The sequence below is a fragment of the Kineococcus gynurae genome, from assembly GCF_042433995.1.
GTDB classification, from domain to species: Bacteria; Actinomycetota; Actinomycetes; order Actinomycetales; family Kineococcaceae; genus Kineococcus; species Kineococcus gynurae.
Window position 1 is genome coordinate 433111 of the sequence record NZ_JBHLUI010000008.1, and the last position, 19118, is coordinate 452228.

Sequence of the window (19118 nt, forward strand, 5' to 3'; positions counted from 1 at the left end):
GCCCCCTCGCGGGCGCCGGACGCATCGGTGCCAGCTTAGGGCATCGCTCGACGGTCTCGACCCGGCCCCTCCCCGCCCTGGCGGCGCCCCGCGGCGCTCTCCTCGGGGCCGATCCGACGACGGGATCGGACCCCGTCGTCGGCCTTGCGGGGCATCCCCAGGACGGCGATGGACGCGGGATGGACCGTCGAGCGACGCCCGGGAGCATGGTCGGCGGTAGCCTGCTCCGGTACCCGTGGCCGCGTGCGGTCCAGGGTGCGCGGGGTGTGGCGCAGCTTGGTAGCGCGTCCGCTTTGGGAGCGGAAGGCCCCCGGTTCGAATCCGGGTACCCCGACGGACGTGCACGGGTCGACCGTGCGTGCCGGACCGACCGACCGACGACCTCGACCTCCGCGAGCAAGCGGAGAGATCCCTGGAGAGACCGACTGTGAAGAGCGACGTCGAGACCCTCAACCCGACGCGGGTGAAGCTGACCGTGGAGGTCGGCTACGACGAGCTGAAGCCCAGCCTCGACGCTGCCTACAAGTCCATCGCCGGACAGGTGCAGGTGCCCGGCTTCCGCAAGGGCAAGGTCCCCCCGCGCATCATCGACCAGCGCTTCGGGCGGGCCGCCGTGCTCGAGGAGGCCGTCAACGACGCGCTGCCGAAGTTCTACCAGCGCGCGGTGGAGGAGTCCGAGATCCAGCCGCTGGGCCAGCCCACGGTGGACGTCTCGCAGGCCCCTGACCCGACCAGCGGCGGCGACCTGAAGTTCTCCGTCGAGGTGGACGTGGTCCCCACGCTGGAGCTGCCCACGCTGGAGGACCTCGCGGTCTCCGTCGACGACGTCACCGTCGGCGACGACGAGGTCGGCACCCGCCTCGACGCCCTCCGCGAGCGCTTCGGCACCCTGACCGGGGTCGACCGTCCGGCCGGCGACGGTGACTTCGTCTCGATCGACCTGCGCGCCGAGATCGACGGCGAGGAGATCGAGTCCGCCAAGGGCATCTCCTACCAGGTCGGCCAGGGCAACATGATCGACGGCATCGACGAGGCCCTGACCGGGCTCTCCGCAGGTGAGGACGCCACCTTCGTCGCCCCGCTGGCCGGGGGTGAGCGCAAGGGCCAGGACGCGACCGTCAAGGTCACCGTGCAGTCGGTGAAGGAGCGCGTGCTGCCCGAGGCCGACGACGACTTCGCCCAGCTCGCGAGCGAGTTCGACACCCTCGAGGAGCTGCGCGCCGACCTCGCCACCCAGGCCGAGACCGCGGCCAAGTTCCAGCAGGGCCTGCAGGCGCGCGACCGCGTCCTGGAGAAGCTGCTGGAGATCGTCGAGGTCCCGGTCCCCGCCTCCCTGGTCGAGGCCGAGGTGCACCGCCACCTGGAGCAGGAGAACCGGCTCGAGGACGACGAGCACCGCGCCGAGGTCGTCGAGAGCACCACGAAGGCCCTGCAGAGCCAGCTGCTGCTGGACGCGCTGGCCAACCGCGAGGAGCTGACCGTCGAGCAGGGCGAGCTGGTCGAGTACCTCGTCGGGCAGTCGCAGCAGTACGGCATGGAGCCCGGGCAGTTCATCCAGATGCTCGACGGTTCCGGTCAGATCCCGGGCATGGTCGGCGAGGTCCGCCGCCGCAAGGCGCTGGCCGTCGCCATGGAGAAGGCCACCGTGACCGACGCCTCGGGCAACGTCGTGGACCTCGAGGAGCTCGTGGGCGGCGAGGACGAGGACGAGTCCGCCGACCCCGCGGACTCCGACTCCGAGGTGGCCGACGACAACGCCGCCCCGGCCGGGTCCGAGGGCGAGACCGTCGACCCGACCGGTGACGACGCCCAGCAGGCCGCCGACGCGGCCCAGGACGGCGAGGGCTCCAAGGCCTGAGTCCACGCAGCACCACGACGGCCGGTCCGGGGGTCCCCGGGCCGGCCGTCGTCGTCCGGGGACCGGGTCGGAAGGGACCTCCGGCGGCCCGGATGCGCCCACAGCGAAACGGCCGCCCTCCGCCGCGGTGGTGTCGGGGGTGCGCGTTAGGGTCGACGGACCGGCGTTCCCGCCGGACCTGTCGCTCGACGACAGGCCGACCAGATCCAGGCAGACCGAAGAGGTCGAGACGGTCGTCCCCCCGGGGCCGGCCCGTCCGTCAAGAGAGGCCAGGAGACAGCGTGAGCCACATCAAGAGCGCACCGGGACTGGTGACGCCTCGGGCCGGGGACGGTCTCGTCACGACGGGTCCGTCCGCACGCACGGGACAGCCCGGCCCCGGGCTGGACGACAACGTCTACCAGCGCCTGCTCCAGCAGCGGATCATCTGGCTCGGTTCCGAGGTCCGTGACGACATGGCCAACGCCATCTGCGCGCAGCTGCTGCTGCTCGCGGCGGAGGACCCGGACGCCGACATCTTCATGTACATCAACTCCCCCGGGGGATCGGTCTCCGCGGGCATGTCGATCTACGACACCATGCAGTACATCAAGCCCGACGTGGCGACGATCGCCACGGGCATGGCCGCCTCGATGGGGCAGTTCCTGCTCTGCGCGGGCGCCCCGGGCAAGCGGTCGGCCCTGCCCCACGCCAAGATCATGATGCACCAGCCCCTGGGCGGGCTCGGCGGTTCCGCCAGCGACATCAAGATCCTGGCCGAGCAGATCATCATGACCAAGCGGCAGATGGCCGAGCTCATCGCCAAGCACTCCGGGCAGTCCTTCGAGACCATCACCCGCGACTCCGACCGCGACCGCTGGTTCACGGCCGAGCAGGCCCAGGAGTACGGCCTGATCGACCACGTGGTCGGCCACACCAGCGAGGTCGAGGGGGGCGGCGGCACCGGTGCGTGAGCAGTTCCCCTTCCCGGCCGGTCGACCCGCCCAGATTGGAGCCCCGTCCATGGAGCAGCGCAGCCGCTTCGACACCTCCCTCGCCCCGTCGGCGCGCTACGTGCTGCCGCAGTTCGAGGAGCGCACGTCCTACGGGATGAAGCGGTCCGACCCGTACACCAAGCTGTTCGAGGACCGCATCATCTTCCTCGGCGTGCAGGTGGACGACGCCTCGGCCGACGACATCATCGCCCAGCTGATCGTGCTGGAGTCCCAGGACACCGAGCGCGACATCATCATGTACATCAACTCCCCCGGGGGGTCGTTCACCGCCCTCACGGCGATCTACGACACGATGCAGTACATCCGTCCCGACATCCAGACGTACTGCATGGGCCAGGCCGCCTCCGCCGCCGCGGTCCTGCTGGCCGCCGGGACCCCGGGCAAGCGCTTCGCCCTGCCGAACTCCCGCATCCTCATCCACCAGCCGGCCATGGCCGGCGGGGACTACGGGCAGGCCTCCGACCTGGAGATCCAGGCCCGCGAGATCCTGCGGATGCGGACCTGGCTGGAGGAGACGCTCGCCCTGCACGCCAAGCGTGACGTGGAGAAGGTCCGCGAGGACATCGAGCGCGACAAGTTCCTCACCGCGGCCGAGGCCGCGGAGTACGGGCTCATCGACGAGGTGCTGGTCAGCCGCAAGGCGTCCGTCACCATCCGGTGACGACCGCCCGCCGACCTCACGCGGGTCACGCCCCGGGGCCGGTCCGGCACCGGCCCCCGGGGTGTCCGCGGCGGGCGCCCCGGCGGCGGGGTGCGATGATGGTCGACCCGGAGGGTGCAGCCCCGCCCGGGCCCCGCCCCGATCGGCACCGACGCCCACCGGCGGAGGGGTAGCGTGGAGGCTCGTGGCGGTACGCGGGCCGCACCAGGGTGTGGCCCCGACGGGGCGGTTCGGCGCAGCACGAGGAAAGGGATTCGTCCGTGGCACGCATCGGAGACGGTGGCGACCTGCTGAAGTGCTCGTTCTGCGGCAAGAGCCAGAAGCAGGTGAAGAAACTCATCGCCGGCCCCGGCGTGTACATCTGCGACGAGTGCATCGACCTCTGCAACGAGATCATCGAGGAGGAGCTGGCCGAGGCCAACGACCTGGGCCTGGTCGAGCTCCCCAAGCCACGGGAGATCTTCGACTTCCTCGACCAGTACGTGATCGGGCAGTCCTCGGCCAAGAAGTCGCTGGCCGTGGCCGTCTACAACCACTACAAGCGCATCCAGGTGGGCGAGCCCACGGGCAAGGGACGCGACGAGGCCGTCGAGATCTCCAAGTCCAACATCCTGCTGGTCGGTCCGACCGGGTGCGGCAAGACCTACCTGGCCCAGACGCTGGCCAAGATGTTGAACGTCCCGTTCGCGATCGCCGACGCGACCGCCCTCACCGAGGCCGGCTACGTCGGGGAGGACGTCGAGAACATCCTGCTCAAGCTGATCCAGGCGGCCGACTACGACGTCAAGAAGGCCGAGACGGGCATCATCTACATCGACGAGGTCGACAAGATCGCCCGCAAGTCGGAGAACCCTTCGATCACCCGTGACGTGTCCGGCGAGGGGGTCCAGCAGGCCCTGCTGAAGATCCTCGAGGGCACCACGGCGAGCGTGCCCCCGCAGGGCGGCCGCAAGCATCCCCACCAGGAGTTCATCCAGATCGACACGACGAACGTGCTGTTCATCGTGGGTGGGGCCTTCGCCGGGCTCGACCGGATCATCGAGGCCCGGGCCGGCAAGCAGGGGCTGGGCTTCGGGGCGCAGCTGCGCAGCAGCGCGGGTGCACGGGCGGTGGCCCTCGGCGACGTCATGCCCGAGGACCTGATGAAGTTCGGGCTGATCCCGGAGTTCATCGGCCGGCTCCCCGTGATCACCTCGGTGGACAACCTCGACCAGGAGGCCCTGGTCCGGATCCTCACCGAGCCCCGCAACGCGCTGGCCAAGCAGTACATGCGCATGTTCGAGCTCGACGGGGTCGAGCTGGAGTTCACCGAGGACGCCCTGCAGGCCGTCGCCGACCAGGCGATCATGCGCGGCACCGGGGCGCGGGGGCTGCGGGCGATCATCGAGGAGGTGCTCCTCCCGGTGATGTTCGACGTGCCCAGCCGTGATGACATCGCGCGCGTCGTGGTGACCCGGGAGGTCGTGCTGAAGAACGTGAACCCGACCCTGGTCCCGCGCGAGTCGCCGCAGCGCAAGACCACGCGCGAGCGCCGCGACAAGTCCGCCTGATCCCGGCCGCCGTCCCCAGGGCGGCAGACCGGACGACGAAGGGCCCCGCGCACCGAGCGCGGGGCCCTTCGTCGTCGGCGGGCGGAGGTCAGGCCTGCCGGACCGCCTCGACGTCGATCGCGACCTTGAGGGTGGTGCCGACCATGGCCACCCCGACCGCGACGGCCTGGTTCCAGTTCATCCGGAACTGGTCGCGGTGCAGCTCGGTCCGGGCGGTGAACGCCGCCCGCCGCCCGCCCCACGGGTCGGGGCCGACGCCGGTGCAGCTGAGGGCGAGGGCCACCGGACGGGTCACGCCGAGCAGGGTGAGCTCGCCGTCCAGGACCCAGCCCTCCGGCCCACGGCGGACCCCGCTCGCCACGAAGGTCAGCCGGGGGTGGTGCTCCACGTCGAGGAAGTCGGCGCTGCGCAGGTGCGCGTCGCGATCGGCGTGACCGGTGTCGATCGAGGCCGCCGCGATGGACACCTCGACCCGGGACGCGGTGATCTCGTCGGCGACGGTGATGACACCGGCGAGATCGCTGAACCGCCCGTGCACCGCGGCGAGCCCGAGGTGGTGGGCGGTCGCGGTCACCGAGGAGTGGGCCGCGTCCAGGACCCACACCCCCGGTTCGGGCAGGTCGGGGGCGACCCCCGACTCGTCCTGCCGCCGCAACCGCAGGTCGCCCAGGGCCCAGCCCCCGGAGGCGGGGACGTCGACCGCGCTGGCCGACGGTTCGTGTCCCGCCGCCGACAGCAGCAGCGTGGCCGGACCGGCCGGGACGGCGCCCAGGTCGAACCCGCCGTCCGCCCCGGTCGTCGCCCGGGCGAGCTGGCGCCCCTCCACCGAGAGCAGCGTGACCGCCGCCCCCGGGACGGGCCAGTCGTCGCGGGTCCGGATCCGCCCCGTGGCGCGGGACGTCCCGGTGGTCCCGGTCGTGGGGGTGGGGCTCACCGGGCGGCCCCGACCTCGGCCCGCTCCGGCCGGGCCTCGCCGAGGGCGACGGTCTCGCGGGTGACGGTGTCCTCGAGCACGTCCACCGTGCTGACGACGGGGGCGTACCCGGCCACGGTCAGGGTGTAGCGGCCCGCGGCGAGGTCGTCGAAGGCGTAGTGCCCCTCCTGGTCGGAGCGACCGGCCGCGACGACCTGCCCGTCGACGTCGAGCAGGGTGACGGTCGCCTCGGGGAGGCGCCGACCGTCGCTGGCGGCCACGACGGTCCCGTCGAGCCGGCCCCCGCCGCTGAGCTGCAGGTCGGCGGCCAGGGCCCCGGCCTCGGGGACCTCGATGCCCTTGGCGACCGGACGGTGCCGCCCGCTCTGCGCGGTCAGGACGTAACCCCCCGCCATGAGCTTGTCGAAGTGGTAGGTGCCGTCGTCGTCCGTGCGGACCGCCCCGATCACCTCACCGGTGACGTCGGTCAGCGTCACCAGCGCGCCCCCGAGCCCCTCGGTGTCCGGACCGTCGCCGGACCCCGAACGGCGGGCCAGCACCCGGCCGGTGATGGCCGAGCGTCCCGACAGGGTGACGTCGAGGGCGACGTCGGTGCTGCCGACCGCGACCAGGCGCGCAGTGGGGGCCGCGTGCGCGGCGGCGACGATCAGCAGGTAGGTCCCGCCGGTCGGCAACCCCAGGCGGTAGGTGCCCTCGGTCCCGGTGGCCGTGCGGGACATCTGCCGTCCGGTCTGGTCGGCCAGGGTCACCACGGCCCCCGCCAACGGTCGGGAGTCCGGGAGGCGGACGGTGCCGGACAGCGTCAGGTCGGCGTCGCTGCGCCGGGACGCAGGGGCGTCGTCGGCGATCGGGGACGCGGGGTCGCCGGCCACGGAGTCCTCGGGGGCGGCGCCGGTCGTGCCGCGCAGGGCGACCTCCTTGAAGAAGACCGCGATCACCAGGGCCAGCAGCGCGAACGGGGCGGCGATGAGGAAGACGTCGGCGATGCCGGAGCCGTAGGCCGACTGCACGACCTCGCGGATGCCGTCGGGCAGGGTGCCCACCTGCGGCACACCGCGGGTGTCGAGGCTGCCGGCCGGTGCCCCCACCGCCTGCAACCCCTCCACCGCGTAGTGCTCGACGCGGTGGGCCAGCACCGCACCCAGGGCCGAGACCCCGATCGCCCCGCCGAGGGTCCGGGTGAAGGCGATCAGCGAGCTGGCCGAACCCAGGTCCCGGGGGTCGGTGACGTTCTGGACCGCGAGCACGAGGTTCTGCATCATCATGCCGACACCGAGGCCGACGAGGGCCATGTACACGGCGACGATCCAGTACTCGGTGTCCCACTCCACGGTGCCCATGAGGCCGAGCCCCGCGGTGAGCAGCACGCCGCCGGAGAGGATCCACGCCTTCCACCGACCGGTGCGGGTGATGACCTGCCCGGCGATCGTGGAGGAGAGGAACAGCCCGACGATCATCGGGATGGTGAGCAGCCCGGCCATGGTGGGGGTCTCACCCCGGGCGACCTGGAAGTACTGGCTCAGGAAGATCGTCGCGCCGAACATCGCGATACCGACGAACAGGCTGGCCAGGGCCGACAGCGACACGGTCCGGGAACGGAACAGTCGCAGCGGGATGATGGGTTCCGGCGACCGGCTCTCGACGAGCACCGCGACGGCGAGGACGAGGATCCCCCCACCGACCAGGGCGCCGGTCTGCCAGGACCACCAGTCGAAGTTGTGCCCGGCCAGCGAGACCCAGATCAGCAGGGCCGAGATGCCGGCCGCGAGCAGAGTCGCTCCGGCGTAGTCGATGTGGACCTCGCGCGGCGGCGAGGCGGGCAGCTTCAGCCGGAACTGCAGGACGAAGAACGCGGCGATCGCGAACGGGATCCCGACGTAGAAGCACCAGTGCCAGGAGAGGTGCTGGGTCAGCACCCCACCGATGAGCGGGCCGCCGACGGTGGCGAGGGCGAACGTCGCCCCGAGGTAACCGGAGTACCGGCCGCGCTCGCGCGGGCTGACCATCGTGGCCAGGATGACCTGGGCCAGCGCGATGAGCCCGCCGCCGCCGATCCCCTGGAACACGCGCGTGGTGATGAGCATGCCCATCGAGTTCGACAACCCCGCGACGGCCGAGGCCACGACGAACAGCACCAGGGCGATCTGCACCAGGAGCTTCTTGGAGAACAGGTCGGAGAGCTTGCCCCAGATGGGGGTCGAGATGGTGGTCGCGAGCAGCGCCGCGGTCACCACCCAGGTGTAGCCCGACTCCGACCCGCCCAGCTCGGGGACGATGGTCGGCAGGGCGTTGGAGACCACCGTCGAGGACAGGATCGCCACGAACATCCCCAGCAGCAGGCCCGACAGGGCCTCCAGCACCTGCGCGTGGCTCATCGTGGTCGGGGCGGGACCGGGGGTCGCGACGTGCGCGGCGCGGGTCTTCTGCAGGGGGACGGTGCCCGGTGCGGCGTCTGGGGAACTCATGCCTTCCTCGGTTCTCGGGGGTCCGGGCTCGCGAAACGGGCGAGCAGGGTGGTCAGGGCGCTCACGTCGGCGTCGTCCCAGTCGTGGAGCCGGTCGGCCAACCGGTCGACCAGGTGCCGGCGGTGCTCGCGGAGCACGTCGAGGCCGGTGGGGGTGGGGGAGCAGCGGTGCGAGCGGCGGTCCTGCGGGTCGGGGTCGACCAGGACCAGTCCCTGGCTGCGCAGCTGGGCGACCTGACGGCTGACCGTGGACAGGTCCAGACCCAGCCGGCCCGCGATGTCGGACACGCTCAGCGGACCCTGCACGGCGGTCAGTCCGAGCAGGGCGAGGGTGCTCGGGGTGTCGCCGGTCATGGTCCGACGCGCACGGATGAGCTGGGGGAGGACGTCCACCAGCTCGGCGCAGACTGCGGGGGAGGCCATGGGCGTCCTCTCCGGACGGGCGGTTGCTGTACTCAAGCAACTATGTCACCAGTGCTTGCCCCATGCAACTTGTTGGGGAGAGCGCGACGTCGCGGAGGGTGCCGTCGGGGCAGGGAAGGAGACCGGGAGGGGAGCCGGTCAGCCGTGGGTCAGAGCGGGATCTCGTCCGCGGTCGTGCCCGTGGCCCGGATGGCGACGTTCAGCCGCCCGAGGAGCGTCGCGAAGGTCGCGATGTCGTCGGTGGTCCACGACGACAGCAGGTCGTGCAGACGGTCCCGGCGGGCCTTGCGCGCCGCGTGGACCTGCTGGGTGCCGAGCGGGGACAGCATGAGCCGGACCGCCCGCCCGTCGGAGGGGTCGGCCGCCCGGGCGACGAGGCCGAGGCGTTCGAGGAGCTGGACCTGCCGGCTCAGCGTCGGTTTGCCGATGCCGAAGAACGCCGCCAGGTCGGAGGGGCGGGCCTCGCCCACGTCGTCGAGGCGGACCAGCAGGCTGTAGGCCTCCGGCTCGAGGTCCGGGTGCACCGTCCGGGCCGTGTCACGGGAGATGGCCCGCGACCGTCTCAGCAGGACGGCGAGCTCGCTCTCGAGCTTCTGGGCAGCACTCGACATGGCCCGACCGTATCCCCTCCGACGCCCGCCACGACATGGACCGGTCCAGATGATCCACGTGTCGTCCGCCGGGCCCCGGACTCCCTAACGTCCGGGGGACGACCGCGGGACCGCACCGGTCCCGGGCATGATCCAGGAGCTGATCTGTGAGCATCCGCGTGGCCATCGTCGGGGTCGGCAACTGCGCCGCCTCCCTCGTCCAGGGCGTGCACTTCTACGCCGACGCCGAGGACGACCAGCACGTCCCCGGCCTCATGCACGTCCGTTTCGGCGAGCACCACGTCGGCGACGTCGAGTTCGTCGCGGCCTTCGACGTCGACGACAAGAAGGTCGGCACCGACCTCGCCGACGCGATCGGGGCGAGCGAGAACAACACGATCCGCATCTGCGACGTCCCGACGACGGGGATCACGGTGCAGCGGGGGCCGACCCTGGACGGCCTCGGGCGCTACTACCGCGAGACCATCACCGAGTCCGCCGCCGACCCGGTCGACGTGGTGGCGGCGCTGCGCGCGGCCCGCGCCGAGGTGGTCGTCTGCTACCTGCCGGTGGGTTCGGAGGACGCGGCCCGGTTCTACGCCGGGTGCGCGATCGAGGCCGGCTGCGCCTTCGTCAACGCCCTGCCCGTCTTCATCGCCGGGACCCCGGAGTGGGCCGAACGGTTCCGGGTCGCCGGGCTGCCCATCGTCGGGGACGACATCAAGTCCCAGGTGGGGGCGACCATCACGCACCGCGTCCTGGCGAAACTGCTGGAGGACCGCGGCATCACGCTGAAGCGGACCTACCAGCTCAACGTGGGCGGGAACATGGACTTCAAGAACATGCTGGAGCGCGACCGGCTGGAGTCCAAGAAGATCTCCAAGACCCAGGCCGTCACCAGCAACGTCCAGACCGACCTCGGGTCGCGCAACGTCCACATCGGGCCCAGCGACTACGTGCAGTGGCTCGACGACCGCAAGTGGGCCTACGTCCGCCTCGAGGGCGAGGCGTTCGGCGGGGTCCCGCTCAACCTCGAGTACAAGCTCGAGGTGTGGGACTCCCCGAACTCCGCGGGCGTCATCATCGACGCGATCCGCGCGGCCAAGATCGGGCTGGACCGGGGGGTCGGCGGACCGTTGCTGTCGGCCTCGGCCTACTTCATGAAGTCCCCGCCCGAGCAGCGCGACGACGAGACCGGCCGGGCCCGCCTGGAGGAGTTCATCCGCGGCGAGATCGAACGCTGACCGCAGCGCGCCCCCGGGACGGTCTCCCGGGGGCGCGGTGCTCGGGACGGATCAGTCCGTCGCGGCGATCTCGGCCGTCGCCGTGAGGGCGCCGCTCTCGCCCCCGTCGGACGGGGTCGTCCCCACCCAGCGGATCGAGGCCGCGCGGGTGGCGGCGAGGAGGTCGTCCTCGGCCGCGGCGGCAGCCCGGACCGTGGCGGCGGGGCCGCTGACCACGGCCTCGCCGAGCGCCGTCTTCTGCGACACCTTCGCCTCGCTCTTCACCTTGCGCAGCACCGTGAGGACCTCCCCGGCGGCGGCCAGGACGTCACCCGTGGCCTCGCCCGAGCGGTCCGGGCCGAGGTCGGCCACGGTCGGCCACGCGCTGGTGTGCACGGACCCGTCCTGCCACCAGGACCAGACCTCCTCGGCGGCGTAGGGCAGGAACGGGGCCAGCAGCCGCAGCAGGGTGCGCAGGGCGATGGCCGCGGTCGCGCGGGCCGAGGCCGCGCCCTCCTCGCCCCGGGTGGCGTAGGCGCGGTCCTTGACCAGTTCGACCCAGTCGTCGCAGAAGGTCCAGAAGAACCGTTCGGTGACGTTCAGCGCGGTCGCGTGGTCGTAGCGCTCGAACGCCTCGGTGGCGCTGCGGACGACGCCGGCCAGGCCGGTCAGCACGCTCACGTCGAGAGGGTGGGTGACGGCCGTCGGGTCGGCCACGTCCCCGCGTTCGACGCCCAGCCCCAGGACGAACTTCGAGGCGTTGAGCAGTTTCATCGCCAGCCGTCGGCCGATCTTCATCTGCCCGGTGTCGAAGGCCGCGTCGGTGCCCAGGCGCGCGGTCGCCGCCCAGTAGCGGACCGCGTCGGAGCCGAACTCCTCGAGCAACCCCAGCGGGGTGACGACGTTGCCCTTGGACTTCGACATCTTCTTGCGGTCCGGGTCGAGGATCCAGCCCGACAGCGCCGCCCGCCTCCACGGCAACCCACCGTTCTCCAGGTGCGCGCGCACGACGGTGGAGAACAGCCAGGTGCGGATGATGTCCTGGCCCTGGGGACGCAGGTCCATCGGGTAGACCCGGGAGAACAGGTCCTCGTCGCGTTCCCAACCGCCGGCGAGCTGGGGGGTGAGCGAGGACGTCGCCCACGTGTCCATCACGTCGGGGTCGGCCGTGAACCCGCCGGGGACGCCGCGCGACGTCTCCGCGAAACCGGGGGCGGGCTCGGCGGCCGGGTCCACCGGCAGGGCCGACTCCTCGGGCAGGATCGGCGCGTCGAAGACCGGGCTGCCGTCGGCGTCCAGCGGGTACCAGACGGGGAACGGGACCCCGAAGAATCGCTGGCGCGAGACGAGCCAGTCGCCGTTCAGCCCCGAGACCCAGTGGTCGTAGCGGTGCTTCATGTGCTCGGGCGACCACTGCAGCTCGGCCCCACGGGCCAGCAGCTCCTCGCGCAGACCGGCGTCGCGCCCGCCGTTGCGCAAATACCACTGCCGGGTGGTGACGATCTCGAGGGGACGGTCACCCTTCTCGTAGAACTTCACCGGGTGGCTGATCTTCTTGGGCTCGCCGACCAGGTCCCCCGACTCGGCCAGGGCCGCGACGATGCGTTCCTTGGCCGTGTGCACGGTGGCACCGGCCAGGGACTCCCAGAGGGTGGCGCCGGGACCCCCGGCGATCCACTCCGGCGTCTCCCGGGTCAGCCGGCCGTCGAAGCCGATGACGGCGCGCGTGGGCAGCTGCAGCTCGCGCCACCAGGTCACGTCGGTCACGTCGCCGAAGGTGCAGATCATCGCGATGCCGGAACCCTTCTCCGGTTCCGCCAGGCGGTGGGCCAGCACCGGCACCTCGACGCCGAACAAGGGCGAACGGACGGTGGAGCCGAACAACGGCTGGTAGCGCTCGTCGTCGGGGTGGGCGACCAGGGCCACGACGGCGGGGATCAGTTCCGGACGGGTCGTCTCGATGAACACCGGACCGGCCCCCGTCGGGTCCTCGGTGCGGGCGAACCCGATGCGGTGGTAGGCGCCCTCACGGTCGCGGTCCTCCAGCTCGGCCTGGGCGACGGCGGTCCGGAACGTGGTGTCCCACAACGTGGGCGCCTCGGCCGCGTAGGCCTCGCCGCGGGCGAGGTTGCGCAGGAACGCACGCTGCGCCGTGGCCCGGGCGGTCGCGGAGATGGTGGAGTAGGTGTGCGACCAGTCGACCGAGAGCCCGAGGCGGCGCCACAGGGACTCGAAGACCTGCTCGTCCTCGGCGGTCAGCCGTTCGCAGAGCTCGACGAAGTTCCGCCGGGAGATCTGCAGGAAGTCGCGGTCGTTCTTGGGTGCCTGCGCCGGCGGCACGAACCCCGGGTCGTAGGGCAGGTTCGGGTCGCAGCGCACCCCGAAGTAGTTCTGCACGCGCCGCTCGGTCGGCAACCCGTTGTCGTCCCAGCCCATCGGGTAGAAGACGGACTTCCCGCGCATCCGCTGGAACCGGGCGACGACGTCGGTGTGGGTGTAGCTGAAGACGTGGCCCACGTGCAGCGAGCCCGACACCGTCGGCGGCGGGGTGTCGATGGAGTAGATGTCGCCCCGCTCGGCGGTGCGGTCGAACCGGTAGGTGCCCTGCTCGGCCCAGGCGGCGGCCCAGCGCTCCTCCAGACCGTCCACGGTCGGACGGTCGGGGACCGAGACCCCCGGGGCGGTGGGGGGCGGGGTGAACGTCGGGGCACTCGCGTCGGGCATGGGGTCATCATCGCAAAGACCACCGGTCCTCCCGCCGCACCTCCCCGGGGCCGGGCGGGCTCAGCCGGTCGGCTCGAGCGCGCCCGGGTCCAGCAGGTCGAGCAGGTGACGGGTGGGGGCGCTGCGCCCCCGCGGGTCCACGACCAGCGAGACGACCCACTCGGGGGCGTCGGGCGGCAGGGCCACCCGGCCGAGTCCGGCGGCCTGCGGCTTCTGCCCGACGTGGCGCGGGACGATCGCCGTGCCCAGTCCGCGCCCGATCAGGTCGAGCAGCGTGTGCACGTCACCCACGGTGAACCGGACCCGGCGGTGGATCCCCGCCCCGGCGCAGGCGGCGTCGGCGACCGTCCGCATGGCCCAGCTCGGGTCCACGTCGATGAAGGCCCGGTCGGCCAGGTCGTCCCAGCCGACCTCGGCGCGGGCCGCGAGCGGGTGCCCGGGCGGGGTCAGCAGGATGAGCGGCTCGCGCCCGACCTCGGTGCGGGGCAGGGCCCCCAGGTGCTCGGTGGTCGCGACCACGGCGAGGTCGAGCTCGCCGTCGCGGACCAGCTCCAGCAGCGCGTGCGACCCGGCCTGCCGGAAGGTGATCTCGACCTCGGGGTGGCGGCGGTGGAAGCGTTCGAGGGCGGAGGACACGTCGAGCAGCCCGAGGCACTGCTCGGCGCCGACCCGCAGGGACCCCGACAGGGCCTGGGTGGCCTGCACCACCGCGTCGCGCGCGGTCCCCGCCCGGGCCAGCAGCTCGCGCGCGTGCGGCAGCAGGGCCAGGCCCGCCGGGGTCGGTTCCACCCGCCGCGAGGTGCGATGGAACAGCTCGGTGCCGAGCTCGGTCTCCAAGGTCCGGATCGCGGCCGACAGGCCCGACTGGGAGACTCCGCTCAGCGCGGCGGCCCGGGTGAAGTGCCGCTCGTCGGCCAGGGCGACAACATAGGCCAGCTGTCGAAGGTCCATGCATCCATCTTGCTTCTCAATCCCATGAGAATCAATCGTTGGACTTCTCAACCCGGCGTTCCTAGGGTCGGGGTCATGCAGCAACGACGCCTCGGATCCCAGCCGTCCTCCCCGTCGGTGTCCGCGATCGGACTCGGCGCCATGCCGATGTCCATCGAGGGCCGCCCCGACCGGGAACGCTCCATCGCCACCATCCACGCGGCCCTCGAGGCCGGCATCACCCTGATCGACACCGCCGACGCCTACCACCGCGACGCGAACGACGTCGGCCACAACGAGGAGCTCGTCGCGGAGGCCCTCAAGGGACACCCCCGCTCCGGGGACGTGATCGTCGCCACCAAGGGCGGGCACCTGCGCCCCGGTGACGGGTCCTGGACCCAGAACGGCGACCCGGCCCACCTCAAGCGGGCCGCCAAGGAGTCCGCGCGCCGCCTCGGGGTCGAGGCCGTCGGGCTCTACCAGTTCCACCGACCCGACCCCGCCGTCCCGTACGCGGAGTCCGTCGGTGCGCTCGCGGAACTCCTCGACGAGGGCGTCATCGTCCTGGCCGGGATCTCCAACGCCACCGTGGCCCAGATCGCCGAGGCCGACGCGGTGCTCGGGGGCCGGCTCGCCTCGGTGCAGAACCAGTTCTCCCCGGCCTTCCGCTCCAGCCTGGAGGAGCTGCAGCACTGCGCCGAGAACGGCATCGCGTTCCTGCCCTGGAGCCCGCTCGGCGGGATCTCCAAGGCCGCGGACCTCGGCAGCAACCACCAGGCGTTCCAGGCCGTCGCCGACGCCCGCGGGGTCTCCCCGCAGCAGGTGACCCTGGCCTGGGAGCTGGCCCTGGCCGACGTCGTCGTCCCGATCCCGGGCTCCTCGCGCCCGCAGAGCATCACCGACTCCGCGGCCGCCGCCGAGCTGGAACTCACCCCCGCCGAGATCGAGGAGCTGTCGCGCGCATGAGCACCGCACCGACCACCCCCACCCCCGTCCGCAGCGTCGCGCTGGGGTCCAGCGGCTTGCAGGTCCCCAACGTCGTCCTCGGTCTCATGCGCATCGCCGACCTCGAGGACCGGGCGATCCGCGACCTCTGGACCGCGGCACGCGAGTCCGGCATCACCTTCCTCGACCACGCCGACGTATACGGCGGGGCGTTGCACCGCAGCGAGGAACGCTTCGCCGAGGCCGTCCCGCTGAGCAGCTCCGAACGGGCCGAGGTGATCATCCAGAGCAAGGCCGGGATCGTCCCGCCCCAGGACGGGGACCCGGGCAGCGGACCCTACTTCGACTACAGCTACGAGCACCTCGTCGAGGCCGTCGAGGGCTCCCTGCGGGCGCTGCGCACCGACTACCTCGACGTGCTGCTCCTGCACCGTCCCGACGCCCTCGTCGAACCCGACGAGGTCGCCCGGGCCTTCGACGAGCTGCACGCGGCCGGCAAGGTGCGCCACTTCGGGGTCTCCAACCACACCCCCGCGCAGATCGAGCTGCTCAGGCGCTCGGTGCGTCAGCCGCTGGTCGCCAACCAGCTGCAGCTGTCCATCACCCACGCCTCGCTCGTCGCGCAGGGCGTGGCGATGAACATGACCGGCCTGGACCAGTCGATCTCCCGCGACGTCGGGACGCTGGACTACTGCCGGCTGAACGACCTCACCGTGCAGACGTGGTCGCCGTTCCAGGCCGGGTTCTTCGACGGGGTCTTCCTCGACAACCCGAAGTACCCGGAGCTGAACGCCGTCCTCGACCGGCTGGCCGCCGAGTACGACGTCCCGGCGCTCGCGGTCGCCACCGCCTGGATCACCCGCCACCCGGCGGGCATGCAGGTCGTCCTCGGCACCACCAACCCCGACCGGGTCCGGGCCGCGGCCCAGGGTTCGGACCTGCGCCTCACCCGGGCGCAGTGGTACGAGCTGTTCCGCGCCGCCGGCCACACCGTCCCCTGACCGCCCGCCCCCGCTGACCACCCCCCCCACCCCACGCCCTACACCCCCGTGATCAAGGAATTCTGGCCGCAGGATTCCTTGATCACGGAGGGGTTCTGGGGTGGGGTGGGTGGGGGCGGGGATCAGGTGAAGGCGCTGATGCCGGTCAGGTGGCGACCGACGATGAGGGTCTGGATGCTCTCGGTGCCCTCGTAGGTGTGCAGGGCCTCGACGTCGGCCATGTGCCGGGCGACGCGGTGCTCCAGCAGGATCCCGTTGCCGCCGAGCAGGTCCCGGGCCAGGGCCACGACCTCGCGGGCCTTGCGGGTCCCGTTCACCTTGGCCAGGGAGGCCTGCGTGTCGGTGAGCCGACCCTGCTCGGCCAGCCGGGACACGCGCAGGCAGTAGAGCTGCATCGCGGTGACCTCGGCCAGCATCCGGACGAGCTTGTCCTGGACCAGCTGGAACGAGGCCAGCGGTTGCCCGAACTGCTTGCGCTGCACCGCGTAGGCGAGAGCGGTCTCGTAGGCCGCGGTGGCGTGCCCCAGCGCCCCCCAGGCGATGCCGGCGCGGGTCGCCGACAGCACCCGGCCGGTGTCCTTGAACGAACGCGCCCCGGGCAGCTTGTTCGCCGCCGGCACCCGCACCCCGGTCAGGGTGATGTGCGCGTTGTGGATCGAGCGCAGCGACGCCTTCCCGGTGATCACCTCGGCCTGGTAGCCCGGGGTGCCCTTCTCGACCAGGAAACCCTGGATCTGCCCGTCCTCGCCGCGCGCCCAGACGACCACGACGTCGGCGACGTCACCCAGGCCGATCCAGCGCTTCGCCCCGTCGAGGACGTAGTCGTCGCCGTCGCGCACGGCGCGGGTCTCCAGCGCCACCGCGTCGGAACCGTGCTCGGGTTCGGTGAGCGCGAAGGCCCCGAGCAGTTCGAGGCGGGCCATCGGGGGGAGCCACCGCTGCTTCTGCTCCTCCGACCCCAGGAACTCGATGGAGCGCATGGCGAGTCCGGCCTGCACCCCGAGCAGGGTCGCGAAACTGCCGTCCCCGCGGGACAGCTCCATGGTGATCAGACCAGCGGCGGTGTGGCTCAGCCGGGGGATCCCCGGCCCCTCCAGCCCGTCCCCGACCAGACCCAGCCGCCCGTACTCCTGCAGGACGTCGAGCGGCATCTCGGCCCGCTCCCACCAGCCGCCCGCCGCGGGCAGGACCCGGGCGTCGACGAACTCGCGCACCGAGGTCCAGACCCGCAGCTCCTCGGCGGTGAGCTCGGCGGCGATGTCGAAGTAGTCGACCCCGGTGGGGGCGGCGGTCGGGCGCGGGGTCCCGGTCACGGTGGTCACGGCTTGATCTCCCTCTTGAGGATCTTCCCGGTGGGGCCCTTGGGCAGGTCGTCCACGAACCAGATGCGGCGGGGGTACTTGTAGGCGGCCAGCGCGGCGGCGACGTGCTCGCGCAGCTCCTGCTCGGTGGCGGTGTGCCCGGCGCGCAGCACGACCGCGGCGCCGATCTCCTCGCCGTGCTCGTCGTCGGGGATCCCGACGACCGCGGCCTGCTCGACCGCGGGGTGCTCGTAGAGCACCTCCTCGACCTCGCGCGGGTAGACGTTGTACCCGCTGCGGATGATCATGTCCTTGGCGCGGTCGACGATCGTGTAGTAGCCGTCCTCGTCGCGGCGGGCCAGGTCGCCGGAACGGAACCAGCCGTCCGCGTCGATGGCCGACCGGGTGGCCGACTCGTTGCGCCAGTAGCCCTTCATGACGTTCTCGCCGCGGATGACGATCTCGCCGACCTCGCCCTCGGGGGTCGGGGCACCGTCCGGCGTCCGCAGGTCCATCTCGCACCCGCGGACGGGGACCCCGATGCTGCCGGGTTTGCGGACCCGGTCGGGCAGGTTGAACGAGGCGACGGGGGAGGTCTCCGACAACCCGTAGCCCTCGAGGATCGCGCAGCCGTAGCGCTCCTCGAACGCCTTGAGCACCTCGACCGGCAGCGAGGCACCCCCGGAGATGCACCGGGTCAGCGAACTCGTGTCGGCGGGGGAGTCGGGGGCGTGGACCAACGCGACGTACATGGTCGGGACACCGAGGAACCGGGTCACCCGGTCGCGTTCGACGACCCTCAACGCCGCCTCGGCGCTGAACCGCGGCAGCAGGGTCAACCGAGCCCCGCCGACCAGGGCGGTGTTCTGCGCGCAGGTCTGGCCGAAGGCGTGGAACAACGGCAGGGCCCCCAGCACCACGTCGTCCGGCCCGAGCTGGATCAGCGTCTCGTGGGAGGTGACCGCGTTGCTCAGCAGGTTGCGGTGCGAGAGCTCCGCGCCCTTCGGCGACCCGGTCGTCCCCGAGGTGTAGAGCAGGACGGCGGTGTCGTCGTCGCCCGCCGGGTGGATGGCGTCGTCGCGGTCGACCCCGGCCAGCAGCGCCCCGCCGTCGGTCGGGTCCACGACGACGACCCGGGCGCCGGTCCCCTCGGCCCCGGCGGCCACCCGCTCGGCCACGTCCTTCCAGGCGAACACCCACGTGGCGCCGGAGTCGGTGAGGTGGTGGCGCACCTCCCGCTCGTGCAGCAGCGGGTTCATCGGGACCACCACCGCCCCGGCCCGCAGCGCCCCGAAGTACACGACCGGGAAGTGCGGGAGGTTCGGCAGGACGATCGCGACCCGGTCCCCGGGCTGCAACCCCCCGCCCCGCAGGAGCCCGGCGACCCGGGCGGTCCGGTCGTCGAGGTCGGCCCAGGAGAGGACCGCGTCGTCGAGGCTGACGGCGGGGGCGTCCCCCCGTTCCGCGGCCCGTCGCGGCAGCAGGTCGGCCAGCGTGCTCATGTCGGCTCCAGACGTCG

At 72.2% G+C, this 19118-nt stretch carries 15 protein-coding genes and 1 tRNA gene; 8 read left to right on the forward strand and 8 right to left on the reverse strand.

The features are described 5' to 3' along the window. The first annotated feature begins 260 nt into the window (after positions 1 to 260). From ACFFKU_RS08455 to clpX, 5 genes are all read left to right on the forward strand, one after another. A tRNA-Pro gene (locus ACFFKU_RS08455) sits at positions 261 to 334 on the forward strand. A gap of 93 nt (positions 335 to 427) precedes the next feature. Continuing rightward, on the forward strand, positions 428 to 1858 hold the full coding sequence (gene tig / locus ACFFKU_RS08460) for a trigger factor (protein WP_380137144.1): 1431 nt from the start codon (positions 428 to 430) through the stop codon (positions 1856 to 1858). 281 nt (positions 1859 to 2139) lie between these two features. Next, positions 2140 to 2811: a ClpP family protease gene (locus ACFFKU_RS08465; protein WP_380137146.1), complete on the forward strand. Its 672-nt coding sequence runs from the start codon at positions 2140 to 2142 to the stop codon at positions 2809 to 2811. A gap of 49 nt (positions 2812 to 2860) precedes the next feature. Continuing rightward, complete coding sequence (locus ACFFKU_RS08470; protein ID WP_380137148.1) at positions 2861 to 3514, forward strand: ATP-dependent Clp protease proteolytic subunit; 654 nt, start codon at positions 2861 to 2863, stop codon at positions 3512 to 3514. A 260-nt stretch (positions 3515 to 3774) separates the two neighbouring features. Then, positions 3775 to 5064, forward strand: a complete 1290-nt coding sequence (gene clpX, locus ACFFKU_RS08475) for an ATP-dependent Clp protease ATP-binding subunit ClpX (protein ID WP_380137150.1) — start codon at positions 3775 to 3777, stop codon at positions 5062 to 5064. A gap of 88 nt (positions 5065 to 5152) precedes the next feature. On the opposite strand, the gene ACFFKU_RS08480 is transcribed toward clpX, so the two are convergent. From ACFFKU_RS08480 to ACFFKU_RS08495, 4 genes are all read right to left on the reverse strand, one after another. Then, the gene (locus ACFFKU_RS08480) at positions 5153 to 5998 is read right to left on the reverse strand and encodes a YceI family protein (protein WP_380137151.1); all 846 of its coding nucleotides are present in this window, start codon (positions 5996 to 5998) and stop codon (positions 5153 to 5155) included. Next, positions 5995 to 8373, reverse strand: a complete 2379-nt coding sequence (locus ACFFKU_RS08485) for an MFS transporter (protein WP_490054857.1) — start codon at positions 8371 to 8373, stop codon at positions 5995 to 5997. The genes ACFFKU_RS08480 and ACFFKU_RS08485 overlap by 4 nt, the downstream gene beginning before the upstream one ends. Positions 8374 to 8459: 86 nt before the next feature. Next, entirely contained in the window at positions 8460 to 8885 is a 426-nt protein-coding gene (locus ACFFKU_RS08490; protein WP_380137154.1) for a MarR family winged helix-turn-helix transcriptional regulator, read from the reverse strand. 149 nt (positions 8886 to 9034) lie between these two features. After that, the gene (locus ACFFKU_RS08495; RefSeq protein ID WP_380137156.1) at positions 9035 to 9496 is read right to left on the reverse strand and encodes a MarR family winged helix-turn-helix transcriptional regulator; all 462 of its coding nucleotides are present in this window, start codon (positions 9494 to 9496) and stop codon (positions 9035 to 9037) included. Positions 9497 to 9642: 146 nt separating this feature from the next. Here ACFFKU_RS08495 and ACFFKU_RS08500 point away from each other — a divergent pair, with 146 nt between their 5' ends. Then, positions 9643 to 10719: an inositol-3-phosphate synthase gene (locus ACFFKU_RS08500; protein ID WP_380137158.1), complete on the forward strand. Its 1077-nt coding sequence runs from the start codon at positions 9643 to 9645 to the stop codon at positions 10717 to 10719. Positions 10720 to 10770: 51 nt separating this feature from the next. Here ACFFKU_RS08500 and valS read toward each other — a convergent pair whose 3' ends face one another. After that, positions 10771 to 13422, reverse strand: a complete 2652-nt coding sequence (gene valS, locus ACFFKU_RS08505) for a valine--tRNA ligase (RefSeq protein WP_380137160.1) — start codon at positions 13420 to 13422, stop codon at positions 10771 to 10773. Between the two features lie 60 nt (positions 13423 to 13482). Continuing rightward, entirely contained in the window at positions 13483 to 14373 is an 891-nt protein-coding gene (locus ACFFKU_RS08510) for a LysR family transcriptional regulator (protein WP_380137162.1), read from the reverse strand. A gap of 75 nt (positions 14374 to 14448) precedes the next feature. On the opposite strand from ACFFKU_RS08510, the gene ACFFKU_RS08515 reads away from it, so the two are divergent. After that, positions 14449 to 15318, forward strand: coding sequence for an aldo/keto reductase (locus tag ACFFKU_RS08515; RefSeq protein WP_380137163.1), 870 nt, complete (start codon positions 14449 to 14451; stop codon positions 15316 to 15318). After that, a complete protein-coding gene (locus ACFFKU_RS08520; RefSeq protein ID WP_380137164.1) occupies positions 15315 to 16298 on the forward strand; it encodes an aldo/keto reductase in 984 nt (327 codons plus the stop codon). Before ACFFKU_RS08515 ends, ACFFKU_RS08520 begins: the two co-directional genes overlap by 4 nt. Before the next feature lie 122 nt (positions 16299 to 16420). Here the strand turns inward: ACFFKU_RS08520 and ACFFKU_RS08525 are convergent, their stop codons facing one another. Then, positions 16421 to 17620, reverse strand: a complete 1200-nt coding sequence (locus ACFFKU_RS08525) for an acyl-CoA dehydrogenase family protein (RefSeq protein WP_380137166.1) — start codon at positions 17618 to 17620, stop codon at positions 16421 to 16423. Next, positions 17617 to 19101 carry a long-chain-fatty-acid--CoA ligase gene (locus tag ACFFKU_RS08530; protein WP_380137167.1) on the reverse strand — a complete coding sequence of 495 codons (1485 nt, stop codon included), beginning with the start codon at positions 19099 to 19101 and terminating at the stop codon, positions 17617 to 17619. The genes ACFFKU_RS08525 and ACFFKU_RS08530 overlap by 4 nt, the downstream gene beginning before the upstream one ends. Positions 19102 to 19118: the final 17 nt, after the last annotated feature.